The organism is Sphingobacterium sp. B29 (genome assembly GCF_001952815.1).
Lineage (GTDB): Bacteria > Bacteroidota > Bacteroidia > Sphingobacteriales > Sphingobacteriaceae > Sphingobacterium > Sphingobacterium siyangense.
Genome location: NZ_CP019158.1, coordinates 5,891,236 through 5,907,609, shown reverse-complemented (window position 1 = coordinate 5,907,609; position 16,374 = coordinate 5,891,236). Strand labels below are relative to the sequence as shown.

Here is a 16,374-nt window from a genome sequence, read left to right as displayed (position 1 = left end):
ATGAAAACAATTGTTAAAATATTTACAGGAGTTAGTCTGATCGGATTAATCTTTGCCTGTAATAAAGAAGATAAACTAAATTACACGCTTCAGAACTACGATACATTTGTTCCGGGGGCGATTGATGAATGGATTACTAAAAATCTGACAGATCCCTATAATATCGAAGTCGTATACCGCTATCAGCGTAATATGCATGATATAAATAAAAATATATCTCCTGCAGATGAATCGAAAGTGATTCCGCAAATGGATATTGTTAAAAAGGGATTTTTGGATGTATACAATAAAATTGGGGGAGCCACCTTTATTAAAACCTATACCCCAAAACAATTTGCATTATTTGGTTCCGGAGATTATGACCCAGATGGCTCAGTGAAAGGAGGAACAGCTGATGGTGGACGCCGGATAACACTCTATGGATTAAATGGACTGAATGAGAATAATCCTAATTCAGTAATTGGGAATTTGCAAGTTATTCATCACGAATTTACCCACATACTAAACCAAACACGATTTATACCAATTGATTTTGAAAAAGTATGTGTTGGAGATTATTACTCCAATTGGACTGCGCAAGAAAATGATGAAGCAACAGCAAGGGCATTGGGTTTTATCTCCCCATATTCTCGAAAATCTGTAGGTGAAGACTTTGCGGAAACGCTTTCCCATTTAATCGTTCAGGGACAGTTGTTCTATGATAGTTATGCCTATGAATCTGGAGAGACTGCCTATCCCAAATTCGGGAAGAAAGAGACTATTGTTAGGGATTATATGATCAAGTATTTTAATATTGATGTGACACAGTTGCAAATGGAATTTCAGCGAGTAATGGAGGAACAGTATAAAAGTACAGCATTTAAATTTCCGACTTTAATCGCGAGAAACCAAGTCGGTTGGTTGGATTGGGATATTCGTAATAGCTGGTCGATCAGTAAACCAGTTTCTGCTAAGCAAAAAGAAGTGTTAAATCCGATCCTCGATGGCTTGGGAGGTTATACTACAAAGTCATTGCAGTTCAGATTGATGTCATCCAATAAAGCCACATTATATATCACCTTTGGGGATAATTCAAATACATGGGCTGCAGCGTATGATTTTTCAATCACTAAAAGTGCCAATGATACCTTTGTTTTTGAACTATCGGAAGAGCAGGGCGAGGAAAATCCATTTGATGAGAATGCGTACGAATATGCAAAAATAAGTTGGATTGCTAGCGATGTACAGCCTTTAATTAATTATTTGGGAAATACAAGTTTTAACTTGGACTGGTATACTCCATTGAAAGACGTTACACCACAGGAATATCTAAAATTTATAAATTTTAAGGATAGCAAAGATTCAAAAGCGATTATGCTGGGTCAAATAACTCCAAGAAAATATTAGTATGAAAAAAATATTTTATTTTATATGTTTTGTATTACTAGCGATGAGTTGTACAAAACCAAAAGAAGTCGAGCTGGAATTGGGGGCTGATCCTGACTCCCGTATTTCTGATACACTTTCCTATGTAAGAAAAACATTAGTGGAAGCCCCCTATGGATGGAAAGCAAGTTTGACGACAGAGTATTCTGGTGGATATGGGTTTTATATGGAATTTGGGAACAATGATCGTTTAAAAATGGTTGCAGATTTGAACGATAACACCGCATCGGTGCCTAAAGAATCGACTTACCGTATTCGTCAAATTATGGCTGCTACATTATCTTTTGATACATATACTTACTTGACAATGTTGCAAGATCCTACCCCTAGTACATTCGGCGGACAAGCTGGAAAGGGTATGGGGAGTGATGTAGAGTTTGACTACGTAAAAACTCATGGTGATACTTTGTTTTTTGAAGGTCGAAAATTTCAAAAACCGCTAAAGTTAGTAAAAGCAACTAAGATAGAACAAGAATCTTATATGGGCGGGGGGTATGAAGAAGCCGTAAATAAATTTAAAAACTATTTTGCGAATAATCCCTTTTCGAAGCTTAGCATCGGTGAGACACAATTCGAATTTGGATTTGATTACAAAGGTAAATCGACCACTTTGGAAGCCAGAAACTCTGATGGTAGCTTTTCCACTTTGGATGCTGCTGTTTTTGCTTTTACTCTGAATGGAATTGAATTTGTTCAAGGTCTTCCTTATAAGGGCGTAATTTTGAAAGAGCTCGTTTGGGAAGGTAGTAGCTTAATAGCAGTTGATAAAAATGGAAAAAAATATTCAGTCAACAAAAGTAATGCTCCCTTTAGGCAGTTGTATGAAGTGATAGGTACGAAATATTCTGAATTGATAAGTGATTACAAAAGCTATCTTCCTGGAACTTCTGCAGATGGTTTGACGATTTTAAAACGTTTTCATGATGGACTGGGAAATGGAGCTGCAGGATTTTATTTTAATTATGGCTACATGGATTTGAATTGGGAAAAAGATAAGGGGATTGTAACTTTGATTGGATTCTGTAGTCAAAACGGTGGTACAAGTGGTTGGGAAACAAAAATTGTCTATGATTATACGTTCAACGAAACTACAAAAGCCTTTACCTTTAAACTAAAACAAGGAGCATCAGGAGGATATGTAGGTGGAATTATGGATAAAATGGATAGCTTTTTAAAAACAAATAGTTTTACACTTGAATATTACGTTGCCAACGGAGTTATCTGTGGTATGTTAAGATCAGTACAGAACCCATCAATTACGATGACTTTTGATTTATATTAAGATGAAAGCAGTGATTGCAGGTAAGTGCAGTCACTGCTTTTAAATAGATATTACCATTTGCTATGCTTTAATGGTCTGTAAATTAAAAGATCTTTTAACTTGATATTATGACTATAAATTGGCATATCTCTCTGTATATAATTATATTTTTCTTATCGGCATGTAATATACATACCTCCAATAAGATTAATGGCAGTGTACCAATATCACCTCACTTTCACATAGATTTATACAATTTAAACAATGGGACCAAAGTTTTGTCAGATACATTGTTTAAACAGAATTTTGAATTAAATGTTGAGCAGCTTCCGCAGGGAATCTATCAAATCGTTTTTTCCTGGGAGAGGGATGTGGTGAAGCCACAGGAGATCGAACGATTTGCCCGTCAACCTGAACTTGGTACACCAAAATATTATTTGTCAGCCACATTTTGGTTAGATGCAAAAGAGTCAAATAATTATACATTGTTACTGGACAGTACTTATCAACAATCGGAGCTAGAAGAATTATTGTTGGCTAAGAATGGGAGTGAATCAATTAAAATTGCAGTAGTATCCGATGGAGCAAACAACAAGTTATATAATAGATACTTAGCATTAGTGGATCGTTATAGGGCTAAAAATCGACATCAAAAAGATAGTCTTCAACAAGTAGTGGCACATTATAATGATCTTAAATTATTCGAGGATTCAGAGCGATTAAACGCGCTCTTAGCAAAAGATTGGTTGCCAAATATTAAAACAGCACTGTTACGTGAAGAAATAAATTTTATGAAAGATAATATAGATAGCGAGGTCATTCCTCCAATCTACCATATTCAGGTTAATACGAAAGAAGATTTCGAACAATATCGTGAAGTCTATAATTTGTTTCCGCTTTCAGTTAAGCAAAATTTTACCGTTTGGAATAAAAGTAACTGACCTAGCAAACTATTGATTATGAAAGAAGTATTTAATACCCACATACCCTTCGGTAGTTATATATGGGGGGCTGGGATGATTATATTTATTGCCATGGTATCATATGGAGACTTGGAGCAAGGACTTTACACTGGGGCACTTTTGTTGTTTGCGGTATTTGCATTAACCTGGTATTTCACTTTCTTCTATAAACGTTATTGGATTGAAGACAATAAACTGTTTATTAAAAGTATCTGGGGAACCGATTCTGTTGATGTCAACTCCATTCGCAAAGTTGAAGCTGATAAGGTATTTTGGTTTGGATCGATGAGGTTCACCGTTTTAAGGCCCTATAGAAGGGGAATGATTCTGCATTATAATGTAATTGATGATATATTCGTTGATCCGGAAAATCCAACCCAATTTATTGATAAATTGAAACAAATTGCACCCAATATCAATGTTATCGAAGCGAAATAGTCTTTTTCCTCAATAAAGTTTCGTCAATACAAATTGGTTACTCGGACTAAACATCTGCCATTTGAGACGATCTATTTTGCCGGTATTCAATTTAACAATGCAAGCAATTTGAATAGGATTTTGAAAGATTATGATTCCGGAAAGGTACCTGGGTTTGGCTGGAATGCTGGAGCTGGACTTGCATACAGGATCAAACAAACGCTCATTGGCGTGAATTTTAGCCTGTCGACAAGCAGTAAAAATGACAATACAATGAACACAGGAGATTTTACGCTATATGTATCTACCAATGCGATACGTACAGGCGGATTGATCTTTAGCCCGCAGTTGGGAGTCGGTACGCAGTCTACTACTTTTACCGTTCAAAAGAAAAATTTGAATGGGGAATTTGGAGATTTTTTGACCACGCAGTCTAACCAAACAAAAATGGAACATGATGCTGCGATCGTGGATTTAAGCATCACCTTGAAAACTTCCGATACGGAGCGTACCAAGCTTCGTCCAGAATGCAGAGTAGGTTATAAATCTTCCATTACAAAAAATGAATGGAAAGTCGCAAATGCTGCAATTTCGAATGCACCTGAGGATAGACTGGGACATTTCTATGTGCAATTAGCTTGGGGTATTGGACGATAAAAGCATAACAAGGAATAGCGGATGCAGTTTATAAATTTAATCTAATGTTCGGACTTTTTAGTTAGCACCATTACCGCATAAGTTAACTTATCGTTATACTTTTGTGAATGGACTACTTGAACTTGTTGTAAATGATATAGATAGCGCTTCGGGTGGAAAGCCCATGATCCATAAAGAAGTATGGGCATTGCAGAAAAGCAAATAATGCGATAACTTAGCATAACCTATTTTTTGAAATTTACTTACCATGAAACGGATTATTTTCCTCCTATTCATTATTCTTATAAAGGCTGTTGTTGTGCAAGCGCAACAAAAGACCAGAACGTTTCTATTTACGAAACCACATAAGATCGTCGAGAACGCTAAGTATGGCAAAATAAATCTATACGACGCAAGAGAGATAAAAGATAATCTGGGCGTCATACAGGTCGGTATAATGAACGCAAACCGGTTGTTGGTGGCGGAGCCATCATTGGAAAAACAGTTGCAGAGCCAATTGGAACAAATAACCGGTCGTAAAGGCAATGGTGAATTGCTGATGCGGTTGGAAAAGTTCTGCATAGCGGAATTGACGGGAGCTTTTTCTGAAAAGGGATTTTTGGATTTTAGAGCAATCTTATTCTCAAAAGAGGCTAATGGAGAATATTTACAGCTAGCCCGAGCTGATACAGCTATCGTCGTTAAAGGGATGGATGTAACCAAAGCGACTTTGGCACGCGCCAGCGAGGTTGTCAATAACCTGATCTTTGATGCATTAACCAAAAACGGCGATACCACAAAAAGCTATAGTCTCAGTGAAATCGAACATTACGACGATATTCAAAAGAAACAATTGGCATTATATAGTACTTCAACCTATAAAGATGGACTCTATCGGAGCTACGAAGAATTTGCCCTTCAAACACCATCAGGTGGGCAGGCCCAATTAAGAGAGGGGGATTTAAACTTAGGCTTCTTTAAAGAGAATGAAAAAGGGAAACTTAAAAAGGTAAACCCGAAAGATTATTATGCAGTAGTGCATGCTGGTAATCCTTTTATTTCAAGTCAGGATCAGTTTTATGCTTTAATCAAGGACGATGATGATTTTATTTTTGTGGGTCCCGTTATGGAAACTGCATCTGCAACCAATGTTGTTGTAGCTTCCGTGTTGCTAGGTGCCATAGGAGGTGTGTTGGTAGCAGGCCCTGAAACAAACTACTATGCGCAGAAACTCGATTATGCAAATGGTAGCTTTATTCGGCTGCTGAATAAACAATAATATGTATCTCTTATTTACATCGTAAAAAACTTTCGATAGAACATAGTATATCGTCCTATTTTCCGAGTAAAATTTGATGTGTTCGAAGTTTTCCACAGTTTGTTAATAACATTGTGGAAAACGTTCTCACTCCAGAGTAGTTAAATAGTGTTCCTAGTTGCTGAAATGGATTAATGGTATAAATTAAATAAATTTACATTTATTTATTAGATTTCTTTTGTATATTAAATTGTACTCTATTAACCCTTGACTAATGAAAACCAAATTTATACTTGTTTTAATATTGTCCTTCATCGTCTGTTTTTCAATAGCAGCTGCTGTATACTATTTCTTGGATGAGAAATCGTCCATTCCCGATTCCTTGTTCGTGGCGTCTATATCAAGCTCTATTGTGATTACATTATTCTCAAAGTTCAATACAGCCGCTCGAGGCAAATAATTATATTTTCCTGACAGCAACTCCATACCAACTTGCGATCAACTCCGTACTGTAACCACCTTGTGTGCACAGTGAGTCCACGTTGAGTCCACCTTTTAAGGGTGCTTGCACTGTACAGACATCCTGTCTGCATCTTACTTGCAATTAGAAGGTGGTTAGGAATTAGTTATAACTAATCCCCAAAAAGGTATCACTAATTTTTCAAATTTATAATTGCTGTTTGCTGCAGCTTTCGAAATCCTTAAAAATGAACAAGATACTTGACATAGGGTCGTTTTGGTGGTATATTTATTGTATGGGAATAAATGATAATGGCTATATCCGTGGACTGGTTGGCCCACTGGTAAGCAGGAAGGTAGGAACAAAGAACTACATTCAAGGTAAACCACACCGTGTAAAACAAAACGTCGACACGAAGAATGCTGGTAAAGATTTTGGACAGGCAAGTCGCGCGGGCGCCGCAATTAGGCAGGCTTTTGGGTTAGTGCATCAGGAACTGCATGATGGACAAATGGGCAATCGCTTGAATAGACAGATTTATAGGGCAATGAAGACAAATATCAATGACGATAGGGGAACACTTTGCCTAAACAACTGTAGGCTCGACAGATTGGTGAATTTCCAATTCAACGAAAATTTCCATATGCAGGATGCGCTGAATATCGATCCAACGGTTAGCCTTACCAAGGAGAATCAGATCGAAATATCATTTCCAATATTTGACATTAACCGAGCATTGCTGCTACCCAAAGATTGTAATGCTATCGCCTTTAAATTCCATACCTTTTCTTTCAATTTCAACGAAAGGGAGTTCACTGAGGTAAAGGATGAAGAATGGGAAATCGATATCGTCTATGGGCAGGATCCAATTCCGGCCAAGACAATCAGCATTCCATGCAACGAATTTGTTGGTACGCCGATCCTGGTTGGATTTACGATCATATATCTTCATAAAAATGGCCGACGGTGCAATGTGCTGAATGAAGTTGATTGTACGCCTGCAACTATTCTAGCTGCTTTCCAGTTATAAAAGTAACGTTAACCCATACCTGTGTTTTTTCCTACCGGAGCGGATATCCATTTACCGCTCCTTTACCTCCATTTACCGACTTTTTTATTCCGTTGATCTAAATGTAATAAAATGGGATGCTGCGTTGTCTTACTTTTGAATCAGAATCTTAAAGGAAATGATGCAACAAAATCAACTTCCTTGCGACAATAAGAAAAGAGATAAAAAAACTAACAATATAAAGTATAGCAATTATGAAAACTTTAGTAAAGACATTCGCAGCAGCAGCATTGATTACACTATCAACTTTCGCAATGGCAGCAGCTGACCCTGGCAAAGCATTGAACCTTTCCACAGCCGATTTGGCCATCGATAGCTATGTGTCGGTAATGACAGAAGGTGCATCTCAGGGCGTAGAAAAATTGTTCGCATCGGAATTCAATCAAAAATTTCAGGGAAAAGCTGCACGCACCAATAGCCGTTCGGAAGTCATTTCGTTCCTAAAAAAGCAAAAAGGTGAAAAATTGAACTGCAGTACAAGTACCGAAGTACTCGAGGAGTCTGAAAACTATATGGTAGCACGTGTCACCATGAAGTTTGAGGATTTCACGAAAACAGATTTGGTGACATTGATCAATGAATCGGGAACCTGGAAGGTTGCAAGCTCCGTAAACTCGTATAAATAGAAACTGTTTAATTAAATTCATATGTTTATTTTAGCCACGTCGGGATGATGTGGCTTTTTTTGTTTCATCCATTTATTTATTTGACGGAAATTCTCCCCCTTTTACAACCCTAATGGGAGCAAAGTATTCGATTTCACCTTTTTTCTTAGCCGTAAAAAATACTTTTAGATCTTGATTACAAGTGTTTTGTGGGTTTTCTAATCTTATTCTCATATCATTATAATTTCACGCTTATTTTATTTTAATATCTAGGTTCTATAATTGGTTATTGTCATCCAATTTAACTTAAAATAGACCAGGACAATTTATACTGATTAAAGGATCAAGGACACTCCCTTCCGAATATCACCTTACCGCTTAATAAAATAAGGGTATCTGATAAATACCTCTATGTATTGTTTAGCATATTTTTTTGGGAGCATTGCTGCCTGGAAAATTTGATCTATAAAGTGTCTAAGTAAGGAAAGGACGGCTATTATAAGTTGGATATGAAAAGGTAAGCTAAGCAAATCCATCATATTGGGCAGATTAGAACAATGAATTATGGTCTAGAAACAATGAATGAGAAATTTTAAAAAACCAAAATATGAAACAAAAAGTACTTAATGTAATTATGGTCTCGGCCTCGCTATTGGGGACAGTTTATGCGCAGAGCCGACAGGTTACAGGTCGTGTGACATCAGCGGGGAATGGTGCTCCTTTAGCGGGCGTTTCGATCAAGGTTGTTGGAGCATCGACTGCGACCCAGACAGATGGGGCCGGAAACTTCACCATCAACGTTGTGGGAACTGATAAGACATTATCATTTTCATATGTCGGATTTACCGAACAGCGTATTTCGATAGGAGATCGTTCATTAGTGAATGTTCAGCTGGTTAGCAACTCGGAAGTGCTGGAAGAAGTCCTCGTCCATGTACCCTATGGAACGATAAAGAGAAAAGCATTTACAGGTTCAGAATCCACCGTAACAGCCGAAACCTTTGAGAAGCAGCAGGTGGCATCATTTACTAAAGCACTTGAAGGTACAGTGGCGGGCTTACAGGCGAACAGCGGTGGTGGTGCCCCGGGAACAAGCGCTGATATCCGTATCCGCGGTATTGGGTCGGTCAATGCAAGCGCTTCACCATTATATGTAATTGACGGAGTGCCTTATTCAGGCTCCAATGTTTCTATCTCAACCGATGATATTGAGAGCACCACTGTCCTAAAGGATGCCGCGGCAACAGCTTTGTATGGTTCGCGGGCAGCAAATGGTGTCATTATGATCACCACAAAAAGAGGCCGGGCGAATCAGTCCATCTTGAATTTCACTGCTAGACTCGGATTTCTCAATCGGGCCATACCTGAATATGATCGTGTCGGAATTCCTGAATATTACGAGGGAATGTGGCACGCTACCCGCAATAGATTGGCCAATACGAATGCCAATAGCGGGTTAACACCGGAACAGATCAACGAAATGGCATCCGCTAATCTCATTCCTGGTTTGATCTACAATGCAACAAATCAGCCGAATGACAAGGTGGTTCTGCCTAATGGGAGGTTCAATCCTGATGCAAAGGTGTTATATGCTGATGATTGGCAGAATGCCCTTTTTAGGACACCATTCCGACAGGATTACAACTTAAATTATTCGGGTGGGTCAGATAAAACCAACCATTTCGTTTCGGTGGGTTATTTAAATGAACCTGGATTTGTTAAATTTTCAAATTATGAGCGTTTTAATGCCAGAGCAAATATAAACAGCAATATTAAGGATTGGTTACGCACAGGGATCAATCTGGATGGAGCATTGGGCTATCAGGATAATGTCTGGTCCATGGGTGGAACGCAGACGACCAATCCTTTTTATTATACGCGGGTAATGGGACCGATATATCCGGTATGGCAAAGGGACAAAGATGGTAATTTTGTGTCAGATCCTGTGACCGGAGCTGATCGTGTACTCGACTGGGGTACCAATGCACAAATGGGAGCCCGCCCATATGCCGGAAATTCTAACCTATTGGGTTCCCTGGATCTTGATGATAGAAGTGGAAAGATTGGAAATGTGAATTTCAACACCTTCGTTGAAGCGAGTGCAGGTGATTTTACTTTTCGGACCACGTTGGGTGGAAATTATTTTAACAGGTATGGAACGACTTTCCAGAATTCGGAGTACGGTGATGCCCAGAATGTAAGGGGACGTTCTACAAAGATTCAGAACCGCCAACTCGCATTTACTTTCAATCAGGTATTGACATATGATAAGACATTGGGCGACAGGCACCATATCAATGTGATGGCCGGGCATGAAAATTATCGTCTGGAGCGTAATTTCCTCTCGGCAACCCGCTCCGGATTTCCTTTTCCGGGAAATAGTGAACTTGCCCCAGCCTCAACGCTGGAAGCTGCAACGTCCTATGAAAGCTATCACCGGATAGAAAGTTATTTTAGCAGGGCGAACTATACGCTGGATGAAAAATACCTGTTTTCGGCCAGTTATCGTAAAGATGGAACATCTCGGTTTTTCCCCGGAGCAAACGGTAGAAAAGGTAATCAATGGGGGGATTTTTACTCGATAGGCGCAGGCTGGCGCTTGAGTGAAGAAGCATTTCTTAAAGATGTCAAGTGGATAAATGACTTAAAATTGCGGGCAAGCTATGGCGAGCAAGGTAATGAGGGGGTCGTAAAAGCAAGGACGACAAATGAAAATGATGGCGAGAATCCGACCGATACCAATATCGATAATTTTTATGGATGGCAGAGTTTATATGGGTTAGGATGGAACAATGTTGGCAGACCGGGAGCGATTATCTCAACGCTGGAAAACGAAACGTTAGGCTGGGAAAAAAATAAAGCATTCAATATCGGTCTGGATTTTACCTTGTTTGACAGACGTGTTGATGGTAGCATCGAATGGTATAATAGAGAATCTTCGAATCTCCTCTTTCAGGTCCCTTTAGCCATGTCAACCGGAATGAGTTCGATATGGCGAAATGTGGGAACGATGTATAACCGGGGAATAGATGTGCAGATTGGTTATAATGCGATAAGAAGGCCACAATTTGACTGGCGGATAGATGTCAATCTGAGTCATTACAAAAACAAAATAACAAAATTGCCGGAAGCCAATAGGGAGAACGGAATAATTTCGGGTACTAAAAAAATGATGGAGGGTCAGGATCTCTATCAGTTCTGGTTAAGAGATTATGCCGGAGTTGATCCAAATAACGGGGATGCGCTTTGGTATATGGATGAGAAAGATGATCAAGGTAATGTAACAGGTAAAACGACGACTAATAACGTCAATAATGCGACGTATTATTACCATGGCTCAGCGATTCCTGATGTCGTCGGTGGTCTAACCAATTCGTTTCGTTACAAGCAGTTTGATCTTTCTATCTTGATGACTTATCAAATCGGTGGAAAGTTTTATGATGGTAATTATGCCGCCTTGATGCACCAGGGGTCTTACGGTTCGCATTGGCATACCGATATCCTGAATGCTTGGAAAGCCCCCGGCGATGTAACAGACGTACCGCGTCTTCAGAATGGTATAGCCGCTGCTAACGCAGGAAATGCATTATCTTCGAGATTCCTGTTTGATGCGACCTATTTTAATGTGAAGAACATCACTTTTGGCTATAAGCTTGATAAGAAAACTGTGGAGCGAATGGGCCTTTCAGGCTTGCGATTCTTTGCCAATGTTGACAATGCGGTTATTTTCACGAAAAGAAAAGGGATGGATCCTACCCGTGCATTTACCGGAACTTCGGATTATACCTATCCAACGATGCGCAATTTTACATTCGGTGTTACTTTAGGATTATAAAAGATAATAAGATGAACAAAATATTTAAAAATATAGCTTTTGCCGGAATAGCGGTTTCCTTAGTCGCTACGGGCTGTAAGAAGGAGTATTTAGAAACAGCGCCTACGGAGAGTGTGGGGGCCGAAGAAGTGTTCCAAAGCACAGACGGAGCGATGGTCGCTCTGGATGGCGCTATTCGTACCATGTACAGTTCATTGACCAATCACGGAAATTTTGGACAAAAATCCTATGATCTGGTTGCTGATCTGATGGGTGAAGATATGGTCGTGCACTCACAAGGGTATAACTGGTTAAACAGTGAGTACAACTATTCGGTTTTCAGTAATGCGCAACCTGATCAGCGACCTGATCGGACTTGGTTTTATTATTATCGGATCATCAATAACGTTAATCGAATTTTGGTGCGGCTACCGGAAATTACCGGGACAGACGAAGCGAAATCGTATCTGGAAGGGCAATGTCTGGCACTTCGAGCGCATTCCTATTATTATCTGGTCAATTTCTTCGGCCAGTATGGAGATAGTAACTCGGGGGTACCGATGTACTTAGCCCCAACTTCAGATGGTGCTCCAAGAAGTTCGGTCGGAGACATCTACAAACAGGTTTATTTGGACTTGGAACGGGCAGAAACATTGTTAGGCACCACAAGGCAGCACGCATCTCACCTTAATCAGTCCGTTGTCCAAGGGATTTATGCCCGTGTTGCACTTCAACATGGTGATTTTGATAAGGCATTGTCTTATGCTACAAAAGCAATCGCAAATAGTGGTAAGAGTCTCTATACGCGTACACAATATACGGCTGCTGCTTTCAATACGATCAGTGCGGCAGAATGGATGTGGGGTGCAGAGGTCAATGTGGAGCAGGCGACGATTTTTGCGTCTTTCTATTCGCACATAGACAACAGACCAGCTGTAGGTGGATACGCGGCACTAGGGGGGCAGAAGAAGATTACGAAGGCATTATATGATAAGATTGCGGCGGATGACATCAGAAAAAGCTTATTTCAAGCTACGCCAAGTACGCCTATGCCGATTTATGCCCAGCTTAAATTTCAATTAAGGACAGCGGGAAATTGGGCCTCTGATTATCTGTTTATGCGTTTAGCTGAAATGTACCTAATTAAAGCAGAAGCTGCGGCACGGTTGGGGCAAAATGCGGTTGCTATACAGACTTTAGAGGAACTTGTGAAGACGAGATATAGTGCATATACGGCAACAGGATTGGCGGGAAATGCTTTATTGGATGAGATCCTTGTACAACGAAAGATTGAACTTTGGGGGGAAGGATTCGGAATTTTGGATGTTAAGCGTCTTGGAAAAGGATTGAACCGTCCGACGGGACCGGGAAATCACGGTGGAGACAATCTAAATGGAAATGGGGCAAACAATTTTGCACATCAAGTGACTACATTGCCCGCACGCTCCAATAGATGGCTGTTTGCAATTCCACAGGATGAGATCAATGCCAATGCTTCATTGACCATGGCCGACCAAAATCCTGCTACTGATTAGCCAAAGAATGTTTCACTAAGTTTTATATGTTTAGTTTAGGCCACGTCGTGAGGATGTGGCCATTTTTTTGCCTTTTCTTCCAGTTGTTGCGTTTAGACTTGCAGCGGATCCCAATGGAGTATTAGTTTTTATAAAAACTGGATTTGCCATTAAAGAAGTCTATGTAAATATTCAAAAACTTATAGCGGTTTCCTTGTCAGCCGGTGCGGCAACGGCAGTAACCGACTCGACAGTGCAAAATAAAGATTCTACAGCCACTGTTGTCGCTGGTCGGGATAGTATTACAAATGCCGCTGCCGGTCGGGATAGCACGACAAAAATAGTTGCCAATCAGGATAGTACTATAAAAGTTACCGATAGCCCGAATAGCAGCGGAGGGGTGTCCGCTGGAAAAACATCAGTGACTGGGACTGTCACGGGACCTAAAGGGCCCCTGCCGGGAGTTACTGTAGCGGTCGTAGGTACGAATGTGTCTGCAAGTACAGATGAAGCTGGTAAATTTCAGATTGCTGCTGGCCCGAAGAATCAATTGAGATTCTCATCGCTTGGTTTTGAAGCTATCACTCAGCTCGTTGGAGATCGAAAGGATATACAGGTCGTACTTAGTGGCGAAACTAAGGTGCTCGATTCTGTGTAGGTTGTCTCGGTTGGTTATGGTACTATGAATCGTGCGACATTACCGAGTGCGGTATCGAGTATTGGTGCTAATGAAATCAAAGATGAAGTATTGCCAAGTATTACCCAGGCCATACAAGGTAAGGCGGGCGGAGTTCAGGTTACGCAAAAGTCCGGCTCACCCGGAGGGTGAATAAGTATTAGGGTAAGGGGTACGACATCCATTAATGCAAGTTCAGCCCCTCTATACGTTGTCGACGGCATTCCGGTCAATAGCACAACCAACTTCACCGGAGGTTCTACATTTGATTTTGGAGGTGGTACACAAGGTATCAATGTACGAAGGGTTCTCACAGGTGCCCAAGGAACGGTATTACGATTTTATGAATACTGAGCAGTATCAGGATTATATGAAAGATTATTATAAGATCCTGCAGCAACAAGATCCTAAAGCAGTCATTCCTTTCAAAAGAAGGTGCCACCAAGAGCGGTATATTTTCTCCGCCTAATCTAGCCGTATACGATGCGGCTGGCAACTTCGTCTATGACCAGGTAAAAGCAACACGCGAAAATCCTGTCGCCATGCTGACATTTCCAACCAATGAAGCGCAAACTTTTCGCGTATTGGCAAATGCTAGTGCAGAATACAATATTCTTCTCGAACTCTTACTAAAGACAAGCTTTGGTACCGATATCAGTTTTATTGATGAGACCTTCTTTATGCCACCTGTGGGACTTCGTTCCTATGCCAGTCAGGGTGGTATCGGTGCACGCCGTAATACCCGCGACCAGCTTTGGATCAATGAGACAACCTTGACCTATGATAAGAAATTTGGTGACCATAGCATCAATGCGCTAGCCGGATTTTCGGTACAGGAATCCAGACTCGACTTTGTCCATGGACAACGGTCAAATTTCCCGAATAATGATAGCCCATATATCACTGCCGGAGATGTTATTACCGGTGCAAATTCTTATCCCGAGGAATGGGCAATCGCTTCTGGATTTGCCCGTGCAACATACATTTATAAAGATAAATATATCCTCAATGCGAATGTGCGTTCGGATGGTTCATCACGCATTGGTGCAGACAATCGTTGGGCAGTGTGGTGGCTTTTTCTATCATATTCTGAGTTGTTAACATTGTTATTAACATTATGTGGAAAACCCAACCGCTTTAATTGCAGCACTGTTGAAAGAACCTACTAATTATTTAACCTGGTAATTTGTAATTTACTCTAACGATTTATTAATTTATACAGATATTAACAACCATTGTGAAGTATTATTTACATTTTCCGGTGAAACTTATTTGTTTTCTTCTATTCAACCTTTGCGGATTGAATCTTTCGGCACAAATCACCTTTACCACATATCATAAAAAAGATGGTGATGAAACAGAACAAAAAGATTCGGCCTATTTTTTAAGGACAGTCCATGTCGATGCCAAGGGTAAAGATAAGATCTATCGAATTGAGGAATATTATCTGCGCAACGACTCGATAAAACTCAACGGTATCAGTAAGAATGGACGTAACCCATTCCAATTTCAAGGTAAGAAATATGAATTCTACGAAAATGGTACATTAAAGAGCCTCGAGAATTTTACCGATGAAGGAGAGCTCGTGGATTCTGCATTTTACTTATATCCCAATAATAAATTGAAAATGATGGTTTTTTATCCCAGTGAACTTTACAAAAAGAAGTTACAAGTTAAAAAGCCGATCTACATTGTGTATTATGATTCTCTTCTGAACAAGACATTGGAAAATGGAAATGGACGTATTCGCTTTAATGTAGAAGGAAAAGAGGAATATGAAGAAGGTAAAATTGTTAATAATTTACGTGAGGGAGAATGGAAAGGATGGACGGGTAAAGATTCCTTTGTAGAAAATTATAGTCAGGATAGTTTATTATCAGGGACTTTAACAAAGGCGAATGGCGCTATTATTCAATATGATTCAACGACTTATAAAGTCAATCCAGAGTATCCGGGAGGAATATATAAGATGATGACTTTTGTTGCCAGAAATTTTGACTACCCAAAAGAGGCCATGAAAAATGGTGTCGGCGGTATTGTGGAGATAGATTTTGTCATCAATAAAGTAGGCGAGGTCGAGGATATTAAGGTGAAGCAGGATTTGGGTTTTGGCACTGGGGAAGCCGGTATACGTGTCGTAAAAAAATTTGGGAAGTGGAAGCCCGGATTGCGACGAGGCGAGCCTGTGCGTGTGGCTTATACCCTCCCAATACGATTGAATTTAAGATAAAACTCATAAACTCATTGAAAGTCGAAAAGCTCCCATTGGGGAGGCTT

At 40.0% G+C, this 16,374-nt stretch carries 15 protein-coding genes; all 15 read left to right on the top strand.

The window, feature by feature from the left end; genetic code table 11:
- The 15 genes from BV902_RS25410 (at window position 1) to BV902_RS25350 (ending at window position 16,327) form a co-directional block, all read left to right on the top strand.
- Window positions 1-1,386 (top strand): substrate import-associated zinc metallohydrolase lipoprotein, encoded by a 1,386-nt coding sequence (locus tag BV902_RS25410; protein WP_075994289.1) that lies wholly within the window; start codon window positions 1-3, stop codon window positions 1,384-1,386.
- Window position 1,387: 1 nt separating this feature from the next.
- Window positions 1,388-2,707 carry a DUF4302 domain-containing protein gene (locus BV902_RS25405; RefSeq protein WP_083663763.1) on the top strand — a complete coding sequence of 440 codons (1,320 nt, stop codon included), beginning with the start codon at window positions 1,388-1,390 and terminating at the stop codon, window positions 2,705-2,707.
- Window positions 2,708-2,814: 107 nt separating this feature from the next.
- The gene (locus tag BV902_RS25400) at window positions 2,815-3,627 is read left to right on the top strand and encodes a hypothetical protein (RefSeq protein WP_157626228.1); all 813 of its coding nucleotides are present in this window, start codon (window positions 2,815-2,817) and stop codon (window positions 3,625-3,627) included.
- 18 nt (window positions 3,628-3,645) lie between these two features.
- On the top strand, window positions 3,646-4,086 hold the full coding sequence (locus BV902_RS25395; protein WP_075994286.1) for a PH domain-containing protein: 441 nt from the start codon (window positions 3,646-3,648) through the stop codon (window positions 4,084-4,086).
- Window positions 4,087-4,194: 108 nt separating this feature from the next.
- Window positions 4,195-4,722, top strand: a complete 528-nt coding sequence (locus BV902_RS25390; protein ID WP_157626226.1) for a hypothetical protein — start codon at window positions 4,195-4,197, stop codon at window positions 4,720-4,722.
- 247 nt (window positions 4,723-4,969) lie between these two features.
- A complete protein-coding gene (locus tag BV902_RS25385) occupies window positions 4,970-5,980 on the top strand; it encodes a hypothetical protein (protein WP_075994284.1) in 1,011 nt (336 codons plus the stop codon).
- A 686-nt stretch (window positions 5,981-6,666) separates the two neighbouring features.
- The gene (locus tag BV902_RS25380; RefSeq protein ID WP_157626225.1) at window positions 6,667-7,449 is read left to right on the top strand and encodes a hypothetical protein; all 783 of its coding nucleotides are present in this window, start codon (window positions 6,667-6,669) and stop codon (window positions 7,447-7,449) included.
- A gap of 233 nt (window positions 7,450-7,682) precedes the next feature.
- On the top strand, window positions 7,683-8,114 hold the full coding sequence (locus BV902_RS25375) for a nuclear transport factor 2 family protein (protein ID WP_075994282.1): 432 nt from the start codon (window positions 7,683-7,685) through the stop codon (window positions 8,112-8,114).
- A gap of 586 nt (window positions 8,115-8,700) precedes the next feature.
- On the top strand, window positions 8,701-11,928 hold the full coding sequence (locus BV902_RS25370; protein ID WP_075994281.1) for a SusC/RagA family TonB-linked outer membrane protein: 3,228 nt from the start codon (window positions 8,701-8,703) through the stop codon (window positions 11,926-11,928).
- 11 nt (window positions 11,929-11,939) lie between these two features.
- A complete protein-coding gene (locus BV902_RS25365) occupies window positions 11,940-13,442 on the top strand; it encodes a RagB/SusD family nutrient uptake outer membrane protein (RefSeq protein ID WP_075994280.1) in 1,503 nt (500 codons plus the stop codon).
- Between the two features lie 55 nt (window positions 13,443-13,497).
- Window positions 13,498-14,079: a carboxypeptidase-like regulatory domain-containing protein gene (locus tag BV902_RS28295; protein WP_075994279.1), complete on the top strand. Its 582-nt coding sequence runs from the start codon at window positions 13,498-13,500 to the stop codon at window positions 14,077-14,079.
- A 24-nt stretch (window positions 14,080-14,103) separates the two neighbouring features.
- The gene (locus BV902_RS28290) at window positions 14,104-14,250 is read left to right on the top strand and encodes a hypothetical protein (protein ID WP_237241844.1); all 147 of its coding nucleotides are present in this window, start codon (window positions 14,104-14,106) and stop codon (window positions 14,248-14,250) included.
- Between the two features lie 34 nt (window positions 14,251-14,284).
- Window positions 14,285-14,566, top strand: a complete 282-nt coding sequence (locus BV902_RS28285; protein WP_237241842.1) for a hypothetical protein — start codon at window positions 14,285-14,287, stop codon at window positions 14,564-14,566.
- Between the two features lie 73 nt (window positions 14,567-14,639).
- Window positions 14,640-15,266 carry a TonB-dependent receptor gene (locus tag BV902_RS28280; protein ID WP_075994278.1) on the top strand — a complete coding sequence of 209 codons (627 nt, stop codon included), beginning with the start codon at window positions 14,640-14,642 and terminating at the stop codon, window positions 15,264-15,266.
- Between the two features lie 68 nt (window positions 15,267-15,334).
- Window positions 15,335-16,327 (top strand): energy transducer TonB, encoded by a 993-nt coding sequence (locus BV902_RS25350; RefSeq protein WP_157626223.1) that lies wholly within the window; start codon window positions 15,335-15,337, stop codon window positions 16,325-16,327.
- The last annotated feature ends 47 nt before the right edge of the window (window positions 16,328-16,374 follow it).

Bases quoted from the DNA above. Each gene is read 5' to 3' on its own strand.
- BV902_RS25375 (WP_075994282.1), top strand. From the start codon at position 7,683: ATGAAAACTTTAGTAAAGACATTCGCAGCAGCAGCATTGATTACACTA.
- BV902_RS25370 (WP_075994281.1), top strand. From the start codon at position 8,701: ATGAAACAAAAAGTACTTAATGTAATTATGGTCTCGGCCTCGCTATTG.
- BV902_RS25365 (WP_075994280.1), top strand. From the start codon at position 11,940: ATGAACAAAATATTTAAAAATATAGCTTTTGCCGGAATAGCGGTTTCC.
- BV902_RS28280 (WP_075994278.1), top strand. From the start codon at position 14,640: ATGCTGACATTTCCAACCAATGAAGCGCAAACTTTTCGCGTATTGGCA.
- BV902_RS25395 (WP_075994286.1), top strand. From the start codon at position 3,646: ATGAAAGAAGTATTTAATACCCACATACCCTTCGGTAGTTATATATGG.
- BV902_RS28285 (WP_237241842.1), top strand. From the start codon at position 14,285: ATGCAAGTTCAGCCCCTCTATACGTTGTCGACGGCATTCCGGTCAATA.
- BV902_RS25410 (WP_075994289.1), top strand. From the start codon at position 1: ATGAAAACAATTGTTAAAATATTTACAGGAGTTAGTCTGATCGGATTA.
- BV902_RS25400 (WP_157626228.1), top strand. From the start codon at position 2,815: ATGACTATAAATTGGCATATCTCTCTGTATATAATTATATTTTTCTTA.
- BV902_RS25385 (WP_075994284.1), top strand. From the start codon at position 4,970: ATGAAACGGATTATTTTCCTCCTATTCATTATTCTTATAAAGGCTGTT.
- BV902_RS28290 (WP_237241844.1), top strand. From the start codon at position 14,104: ATGAATCGTGCGACATTACCGAGTGCGGTATCGAGTATTGGTGCTAAT.
- BV902_RS25380 (WP_157626225.1), top strand. From the start codon at position 6,667: ATGAACAAGATACTTGACATAGGGTCGTTTTGGTGGTATATTTATTGT.
- BV902_RS25405 (WP_083663763.1), top strand. From the start codon at position 1,388: ATGAAAAAAATATTTTATTTTATATGTTTTGTATTACTAGCGATGAGT.